The sequence below is a fragment of the Ruegeria sp. BHSA123 genome (genome assembly GCF_059613425.1).
Genome location: NZ_JBXWSL010000087.1, coordinates 1 through 9051 on the forward strand (window position 1 = coordinate 1; position 9051 = coordinate 9051).

Here is a 9051-nt window from a genome sequence, read left to right on the forward strand (position 1 = left end):
TGACCGCGGTTTCACAAAAGCAGTTCTGGTCGGCCATCAACTTTGAAAACTGGGCAGAAGGCAAGACCAAGGGCCTGCTTTCAATAGATATCTCGGAATGGGACAAGCCGGGGTTGAACGGAAAAACCGCGCGTGATTGTAGCCGCGAAGAGATTGCGCACGAGGTTTGGGAACAGCTCAAGCGCAGCGTCAACGTGGATGGCCAGACCGTCCTGCGCGACGAGGACATGCATTACTGGTTCCTTGATCCTGATATTGTGCAGGATCCCAACGACCCCAAGCGCCAAACCAATGTGGAGCCGCTGTTGGTCAACCGCATCAACAGCTGGCGGTTGCGCCCTGAGGCGGCCACGTTGATCCCGAACTTCATGCTGGCGTCGGATTATGTGCGCACCTACACCGACCTTGCCACCATGGAAGGGGCAAACGAAGCGGCACGTCGGGCGGTCAATGCCATCCTGCAACGCGGCGGATCAAAAGCAGAGCCCTGCCAAATCTGGGATCTGCACGAGCCGGATATCCTGAAACCGCTGCGCGCCTATGATTTTGCCCGCTATCAGGCCGGCCTACCCTGGGACAACCGGTTTGCGGTTGCGGTCGAAGCCGCGCTGAGGATGGGACAGGATTCCGTGGGTGTTGAGCGTGGCGGCGAAGGGCCTCTTGCCGTCATTGCAAAACCGGCTACGGAATACTCAAAACCCGGCGGGATTACCGAAGACCCTGCGATTGCGGACGCGTTGCGCATGATCTGCCCTCCGAAAGAGCTGCTTGACCTAATCGTGGCCTACGAGCCGACGGCTGATCTTCCGATCCCCGGAGAGGAGATTGCAGAGGATGTTGCCTTTGATCTGGGCCGGGACAGCGGCCAGTCGGGGGTGTTGTCCAAAGCCTTGCCGCTGACGGATGCACCTTTTTCGGCGGCAGGACCCAACCTTGCCGAGACGGGCAGGAACGAGACCAAAACCCGTGTGATCATCACCCAGAAGGGATGACCCTGTGGCCACTGGCACAGCACATCTGGATCCTGCGGCACAGCAGGATTTTCTAAAAACGCTGACCTCTTACGGGGATCGGGCCCGTGAGACGCTTTTGCAGCTGTTGCCGACGGGCGAGCCGCAGGCCTATTTGTACGGGCCGATGCGAGATTACATTGAAACCTCGGGCAAGGGGTTGCGGCCCGCACTGTTGCTGGCCACCTGCGAGGCTTTCGGCGGTGACAGCGAGACCGCGAGGGTGTCAGCCGCTGTTCTTGAACTGCTGCACAACGCGTTTCTGATCCATGACGATATCGAGGATCAAAGCGATTTCAGGCGCGGGCGCGCGTGTATGCACAAGCGTCTTGGGGTCCCTTTGGCCATCAATACCGGTGACGGGATGCAATCGCTGGCCCTGCGCCTGTTGCGCCAGAACCTTGGGCCACTTGGCCCTGAAACCGGCATGCGCGTGGTGGACGAGTTTGATCATCTGTTGCAGCAGTCCATTGAAGGTCAGGCACTGGAGCTTGGCTGGATACGGGACAACCGGCTGAACGTGGATGCATCGGATTATCTGATGATGTGTCTGAAAAAGACCTGTTGGTACAGCTTCATTCACCCCATGCGCATCGGGGCGCTGATTGCCCGACCGCATGATGTCGCGTCCGGGGTGTTGAACCTGGACGATTTCAACGCGTTTGGGTTTTTTCTGGGCGCCGCGTTTCAGATACAGGATGACGTTCTGAACCTCGTGGGCTCGCAGGACAAATATGGCAAAGAGATCGGCGGGGACATTTACGAAGGCAAACGCACGCTGATGCTGGGGCGGCTTAGCTTGCAGGCGGACGAGCCCGAAAAAGCACGCCTGTCGGATATGCTGTCAAACCCGCGCGACAGCCGCTCGACGCAGGATGTGGGCTGGGTTCTGGATCGCATGGATCACTATGGCTGCATCAGATATGCACAGGACGCGGCCAATGACTTGCTGGCCTCGGCCCGTCAGGAGTTTGCGCAGGTTTTTGCGGCCACCGAAGAAGTACCCCGCGCGTTTCTGGGCCATTTCATGGACTACCTCGTAACCCGTCAGGTTTGAGCGTTCGCGACCTCATACATCACGAGGATCGAAGTTTGCACTGTACCCGTGCAGGCAATCCGGCCGTGATATTCGCCGGGATCGGCAAGGTCCGGCACGGTTACAATGACGGCAACATCCGTTGACTCGCCGGGGTTTAGCTGGATTTGCGGGGGGACAACATTAACCCGGTTTGCTGGAAGAGTGTCGCCGTTCCGGTTGATCAGGTCACCCGGTTCGAACTGTAATGCGACAGGCCCGCCACCGTTTGGTGCGTCAAAGGACAGCAATATGGTCGCGGTGCCGCCGGGGTGGCAAGTTTTGCGGCACGCAAATGGCCCCTCAAGCGGCTGTTTCGTGCCCCGTTCAGCCCCAAGCACGCGGCGTGCGATATCCGAGATCGGTTGCGCGTCCGGCTGCGGAGCGATCGGGCTGACCGGAAGCGGCGTGCTAACGTATGGTTTTCGTTCGAAATAAGGCATACCCAACTGTGCACCTGTGGCGCGGATCAGTAAATGGGAAATTTACCGGATCCGCGCGACAAACACACCGTGTTTCTATTTACCTTTCCAGACCGGGTCACGTTTTTCAGCAAATGCACGCGCGCCTTCAAGCTGGTCCTCACTGGAATAGAGGACATCCACGCTGCGCAATTGCCGTTTGGTGATGCGGTTCATGGCGTCCTGAAACTTGGCGTCTTCAGCATCGCGCACGATTTCCTTGATGGCCGCATAGACCAGCGGCGGCCCTGACGCCAGCAGGCGGGCGAGTTCCCACGTGCGGTCCATCAGCTGATCAGCGGCAATAATCTCATTCACCAGACCCCAGCGGTTGGCTTCTTCGGCATCAAACCAGCGGCCTGTCAGCAGCAGCTCCATCGCGATGTGATAGGGGATGCGCTTGGGCAACCTGACGCTGGCGGCATCCGCAACAGTGCCCGAGCGGATTTCCGGCAAGGCAAAAGTGGCGTGATCAGCGGCAAGAATCATGTCCGCGGACAAGGCCAGCTCCAGCCCGCCACCGCAGGCGATACCGTTGACGGCGGCAATCACGGGCTTGTTCAGGTCGCGCAGCTCTTGCAGGCCTCCGAACCCACCGACGCCGTAATCTCCGTCCACCGCGTCGCCGTCGGCGGCAGCTTTCAGATCCCAGCCGGGGCAAAAGAATTTTTCGCCCGCACCGGTCAGGATGGCCACGCGCAGGTCCGGGTCGTCGCGGAATTCAGCAAAGACCTCGCCCATTCTGCGGCTGGTGATCAGATCAATCGCGTTTGCCTTGGGGCGGTCCAGCGTGACCTCGAGGATTGAACCATCGCGGCGGGTTTTGATCGGGTCCATATCTCAGGCCTTTCTTATCAGGGCGTCCACGGCAACAGCCTTATCCGGCGTGCACAGGAGCGGGTTAATCTCGACCTCGCCAAGCGTGTCGGCATTTTGCATGACATAGGTCTGAACGGCCTCGACCGCGGCAACAATCGCATCCATATCAGCCGCCGGTTGGCCGCGATAGCCCGCCAGCAGTGGGGCGATCTTCAATTGACCGAGGGCGGAGCGGATGTCTCCGGGCGGGCTGGGCACCAGCAAGGATACCGTGTCGCGCAGCAGTTCGGTCAGCACGCCCCCTGCCCCAAGGGTCAGAACAAACCCATGCGCAGGGTCACGCACCACGCCAATCAGAAGTTCGGCAACGGTTCCGGTGACCATCTCTTCGATCAGGATGTCTTCGGTGCCGATATCAGCCGCGACAGCCGCGACGTCCTGAGCCCGTATGCCCAGCCGAACGGCGCTGTGTTCGGATTTATGCGCAAGCCCGACACCCTTGACAGCAAAGGGGCCTTCCATCTGGTCCGCTGCGGCACGGGCAGCCTCCGCGCCCCGCACCGTCCGGTTTTGCGGGATGCGCAGGCCGCATTCCGCCAGCGCCGCCTTCGAGGCGCCTTCGGTCAGGGTTTGGGTTGGTTCCATCATACCCGGCTGCAAAACGGGCGTTGCGGATGGGGCCTTGACCTGCCCTGCGGCGCGGGTCGCCGACAGCGCCTCGCGCAGCCCCATGAAGGGTACAACACCCCCGACCATCAGCTGTTGTGCGATGTCTTCCGGTAAAAGCTCCGGCAAGGTGGCGACAATCGCGAACCGGGCGCCGGTTTCTGCCCGTACGTTCAACGCTGCCTGCGTTGCGCAGGCCCAATCGGTGGAGTCGGTGGTCGGGTAGTCGACGATCGAGAATGTCATGTCGATATCGTCGCCCGTCATGCCCGACCAAGCCCGCGTCATCGCCAGTTCGTCACGCCAGATATAGGTGTGATAATCCAGCGGGTTGTTCAGCGCGACCATGGGCCCGAGCGCGCCGCGTAGGCGGGTCAGCTTTTCACCGCTCAGTCGTGGAAATTGCAGCCCCGTGCCGACAGCCATATCGGCAATCAGGCTCGCCTCGCCCCCCGAACAGCTGATCGAGGCGATGTTCCCCCCCGGCAGCGGTCCGTAGCAGTGCAGCAGTTTGAGCGTTTCAAGGAAGTCGGGCAGCGCCGGAAGGCGTGGAATGCCAAGCCGGTCGAGCAGCGCCTGCGCCCCGGCATCGCTGCCCGCCAGTGACGCGGTATGGGAAACGGTTGCCGCCTGCGCCTGTTCCGATGCGCCGACCTTGAGGGCGACCAGCGGGACGCCTTTTGCATGGGCTTTGGCGGCCAGCGCCTCCCACTCGCGGATGTTCTTGAAGCCTTCGATATGCAGGCCCACTGCGGTCACGCGCGGGTCATCGATCAGGGCCGAGGCGATCTGCGCCTGACTGGTCTGAGCCATATTTCCGCAGGTGACCATATAGGCAATCGGCAGCCCGCGTTTCTGCATGGTCAGGTTGATCGAGATGTTCGAGCTTTGCGTCAGGATCGCCACGCCCTTGTCGACGGGCACAACCCCGTGCTGATCCGGCCACAGCAATGCCCCGTCCAGCGCGTTGATGAAGCCATAGCAGTTCGGGCCCAGAATGGGCATGCCGCCGGCCGCGTTGATCAGTTGATCCTGCAAATCCCCGCCGGTGTCGTCCTCGGCCACGGCTTCGGAAAAGCCCGAGGCGAAGCAGACAGCGCCACCCGCACTCATGCTGGACAGGACTTGAACCGCTTCAACCGTGGCGTGGCGGTTGATGCCGATGAAAACCGCGTCAGGTGCGTCGGGCAGGACTTCGATATGGCCATAAACCTTGTGGCCCGCAATGTCAGAAGCCTTGGGATGGACCGGCCAGATCTGACCGGCATATCCCATGCGTTCGGATTGCAGAATAACCTGTTGGCACCATGCACCGCCGCCAATGACAGCGATGGATTTCGGGCGCAGCAGCCGGGTCAGGTCTTTGGTCATGGTCAGGCGCCCAGCGGACGCAGAAGATCGCGGCTGATGATGTGGCGCTGAATCTCGCTGGTGCCGTCCCAGATCCGTTCGACCCGGGCGTCGCGCCAAAACCGTTCGATCGGGAAATCATCCATCAGGCCCATGCCGCCGAAGATTTGCAGCGTCGTGTCGGTGACCCGCGCCAATGCCTCGGAGGCATAGAGCTTGGCCGAGGCGATCTCGCGGTTTGCGGGCAGGTTCTGATCCAGACGCCAAGCGGCGGCAAGGGTCAGCCAGTCGGCGGCGTCAATCTCGGTAATCATGTCGGCGATCTGGAAGCCAACGCCCTGAAACTTGCCGATGGGCTGGCCGAATTGCTTGCGCTCGGCGGCGTAGTTCAGCGCATAGTCAAAGCAGCGCCGCGCGCGCCCGACCGAGAAGGCCGCAACCGTCAACCGGGTCGCGTAGAGCCATTCGTTCATCACCGCAAAGCCGCCATCGACCTCGCCCAGAACCTGGGCATCGGACAGGCGACAATTATCGAAATACAGGATACAGTTTTTATAACCCCTGTGGCTGACGGATTTGTAGCCGTCGCGCACTTCAAAGCCCGGTGTGCCGCGATCCACCAGGAAGGTGGTGATGCGTTTTTTTGGGCCTTTCGGGGTCTCATCCACGCCGGTGGCAACGAAGACAATGAAGAAATCCGCGTGTTCCGCGCCCGAGATGAAATGTTTCGAACCGTTGACGACCCAGTCGCCACCGTCGCGCACCGCCTGACATTTCATGCCGCGCACGTCCGATCCGGCATCCGGTTCAGTCATCGCCAGCGCGTCCATCTTTTCCCCGCGCACCGCGGGCAGCAGATAGCGTTCGCGCTGTTCGTCGTTGCAGGCCATGAGGATGTTCTGCGGGCGGCCAAAGAAATGCGTCAGCGCCATCGACCCACGGCCCAGTTCACGCTCGACCAGCGTAAAATCCAGATGCGACAGGCCCGCGCCGCCCACTTCTTCGGGGAAGTTGCAAGCATAGAACCCCAGATCGATACATTTCTGCTTGATCTCATTGCCAAGCTCCAGCGGGACCGTTCCGCTGCGTTCGACCGCGTCTTCATGCGGGTAGATTTCTTTTTCTACAAAGCTGCGGACCGTCGAGACGATCATGTCCTGTTCTTCTGTCAGACCAAACTGCATGGCGCGTGTTCCCTGGATCGGTGGTTGACCAACCAAACGCCATCGCTCATGGTCACGACATGCAGAGATAGATCAGTTTCATGCTAAATTCGAAAATATTATCGCAGCAGTACAATGTCCTTCTGTTCAACGGGTTCTCGAACCATTGCCTTGCGAACATGGTCGAACCGTTGCGGGCGGCGAACACCCTGTCGCGGCAGGCGTTATATGCGTGGCGCTTCTGTTCGCTTGACGGCAACCCTGTTCAAAGCTCAAGCGGCCTTGTCGTCACCCCGAACGGGGCCATCGGCGATCAACAGGGGGATTTTCTTGTTGTCATGCCGTCATATGGATACATGAAGCTGGATACGCGGTCGACCATGCGTGCCGTGCTGGCAGCGGCCAAGAAACACAAGCATCTGGCCGGGCTGGATACGGGAAGCTGGCTACTTGCCAGTGCCGGATTGCTGGATGACCACAGGGCGACGATTCATTGGGACGAGTTTTCGCGGTTCGAGGAAAGGTTTCCGGCGGTGGAGGCCGTGCGGGAAAGGTTTGTCATTGATGGCAACCGGCTGACCTGTTCCGGGGCCATGGCAGCCTTCGATCTGGCCCTGACCTTGATCCGCCGGGATCACGGCCCGCTGCTGGCGATGGAGGTCGAGCACCTGTTCATGAGCCGGAACGGGCGTGGCCATTATGACCTGCCTCTGAAATCCGAGGACACGCTGGTCAATCGCGCGCTGACTGTCATGCAGGCGCATCTTGAAGCACCGCTTTCGGTCCGGAGTGTGGCCCGGAAAATCGGATGTTCGCAAAAACGGCTTGAAACACGTGTTCAGGCGGAACTGAAAACAACTCCGCAAGCGCTGTATCGGCGTCTGCGCCTGAACCGCGCACGCAATCTGGCCGAGGATACGGAACAATCCATCGCCGAGATCGCGGGGCGCTGTGGATACGAAAACGCCAGTGCCATGACCCGTGCGTTCAAGGCCGAGTTCGGTCAGACGCCGACCGCATTTCGGAACGGAAACCTGTCGAGGCCGTGAACCGGGATTGGCGGGGTGCCGGTTTCAGGTGTCGAACTCGGAAACATCCCTTGCTTTTGTCGTAGCGATTTAAGGCAGCATCCGTTTGCTGGTCAAAATGTGACAAACGTTTTAGGGAGGCAATTTTCGCGAAACGCGGACAGCCGATTTATGTTAGCGCCGTAGTCCGCCCGTCAAAGCGCTGGAGAATATGCGTGGACAGTGCGCCCACGCAAGTCAGTTTTGGTGCGGGCGATCAGGCCGCAGCGATCTGGCTTGCCTTTTCAACCAGCACTTCGGCCTGACGGATCGAGGCATAGTCGATCAGACGGCCATCCAGAGACACGGCACCTTTCCCATCCGCCTCGGCCTCGGCCATGGCGACAAGGATACGCCGTGCCTTGGTAACTTCGGCATCCGAGGGCGACATCACCTCATTGGCAAGTGCGATCTGGCTGGGGTGGATGGCCCATTTCCCCTCGCACCCCAAAACGGCGGCACGTTTTGCGGCGGCCTTGTAACCGTCGGGATCCTGAAAATCGCCAAAAGGCCCATCAATCGGACGCAGCCCGTTGGCGCGCGCCGCAACCACCATGCGGGCAAGGGCGTAGTGCCACATGTCGCCCCAGTGGTTCAGGCGGCCTCCGTCGGCGTCCGGGTCGGTCAGAACCGAATAGTCCGGGTTTACACCCCCGATGATTGTGGTCCGCGCGCGAGTCGAGGCGGCATAATCCGCGACACCAAAATGAAGGCTTTCATTGCGCTTTGATGCGGCCGCGATCGCGCTGACATTCTGCATACCAAGCGCGGTTTCGATGATGTGTTCGAACCCGATCCGTTTCTTGTATCCCTTGGCGTCTTCGATCTGGGTCACCAGCATGTCGACCGCATATACATCTGCAGCTGTCCCGACTTTTGGGATCATGATCAGGTCCAGACGCTGGCCCGCCTGTTCGACGACATCCACGACATCCCGGTACATGTAATGGGTATCCAGACCATTGATCCGCACCGACATGGTCTTGTTGCCCCAGTCGATATCGTTCAGCGCCTGAATGATGTTCCTGCGCGCCTGTTCCTTTTCATCGGGCGCGACGGCGTCTTCCAGATCGAGAAAGATGACATCCACGTCCGATTTCGCGGCCTTCTCAAACATTCCGGGCTGGCTGCCGGGCACGGCAAGCTCGCTGCGGTTCAGGCGGGCGGGGGCTTGTTCAATTGGGTGAAAGCTCATGGTTGGGACCTTTCGGCTTACAGGTTCGGGTAGATGGGGAAGCGGTTGCAGAGATCTGCGACCTGGGCGCGGACGCGGGCTTCGACTTCGGAGTTGCCGTCTTCGCCGTTGGCTGCCAGGCCGTCGACCACTTTGATGATCCAGTCGGCGATCTGGCGGAATTCGGTCTCGCCAAAGCCGCGGGTGGTGCCGGCGGGGCTGCCCAGGCGGATGCCCGACGTGATGGTCGGCTTTTCCGGGTCAAA

8 protein-coding genes and 1 pseudogene are annotated in these 9051 nt (G+C 60.3%); 3 read left to right on the forward strand and 6 right to left on the reverse strand.

All coding sequences use genetic code 11. The features are described from left to right. Both AC2FNC_RS18910 and AC2FNC_RS18915 read left to right on the forward strand, forming a co-directional pair. Positions 1-992 (forward strand): FAD-dependent oxidoreductase (locus AC2FNC_RS18910; RefSeq protein WP_496716271.1); only part of this gene is annotated, 992 nt, incomplete at its 5' end. A 4-nt stretch (positions 993-996) separates the two neighbouring features. Continuing rightward, positions 997-2067 (forward strand): polyprenyl synthetase family protein, encoded by a 1071-nt coding sequence (locus AC2FNC_RS18915; protein WP_496716273.1) that lies wholly within the window; start codon positions 997-999, stop codon positions 2065-2067. Here AC2FNC_RS18915 and AC2FNC_RS18920 read toward each other — a convergent pair. From AC2FNC_RS18920 to AC2FNC_RS18935, 4 genes are all read right to left on the reverse strand, one after another. After that, on the reverse strand, positions 2058-2528 hold the full coding sequence (locus tag AC2FNC_RS18920; RefSeq protein WP_480477429.1) for a hypothetical protein: 471 nt from the start codon (positions 2526-2528) through the stop codon (positions 2058-2060). The genes AC2FNC_RS18915 and AC2FNC_RS18920 overlap by 10 nt on opposite strands. Positions 2529-2603: 75 nt before the next feature. Then, complete coding sequence (locus tag AC2FNC_RS18925; protein ID WP_480477431.1) at positions 2604-3383, reverse strand: carnitinyl-CoA dehydratase; 780 nt, start codon at positions 3381-3383, stop codon at positions 2604-2606. Positions 3384-3386: 3 nt separating this feature from the next. Continuing rightward, positions 3387-5402, reverse strand: coding sequence for an acetate--CoA ligase family protein (locus AC2FNC_RS18930; RefSeq protein WP_496716275.1), 2016 nt, complete (start codon positions 5400-5402; stop codon positions 3387-3389). Positions 5403-5404: 2 nt separating this feature from the next. Next, a complete protein-coding gene (locus AC2FNC_RS18935) occupies positions 5405-6565 on the reverse strand; it encodes an acyl-CoA dehydrogenase family protein (protein ID WP_480520441.1) in 1161 nt (386 codons plus the stop codon). A gap of 80 nt (positions 6566-6645) precedes the next feature. On the opposite strand from AC2FNC_RS18935, the gene AC2FNC_RS18940 reads away from it, so the two are divergent. Further along, positions 6646-7593, forward strand: a complete 948-nt coding sequence (locus tag AC2FNC_RS18940) for a GlxA family transcriptional regulator (RefSeq protein WP_496716276.1) — start codon at positions 6646-6648, stop codon at positions 7591-7593. 235 nt (positions 7594-7828) lie between these two features. On the opposite strand, the gene AC2FNC_RS18945 is transcribed toward AC2FNC_RS18940, so the two are convergent. Beyond that, the gene (locus AC2FNC_RS18945; RefSeq protein WP_496716277.1) at positions 7829-8806 is read right to left on the reverse strand and encodes an HpcH/HpaI aldolase/citrate lyase family protein; all 978 of its coding nucleotides are present in this window, start codon (positions 8804-8806) and stop codon (positions 7829-7831) included. Between the two features lie 17 nt (positions 8807-8823). Next, a pseudogene (gene glyA, locus AC2FNC_RS18950) lies at positions 8824-9051 on the reverse strand (serine hydroxymethyltransferase); the annotation flags it as partial.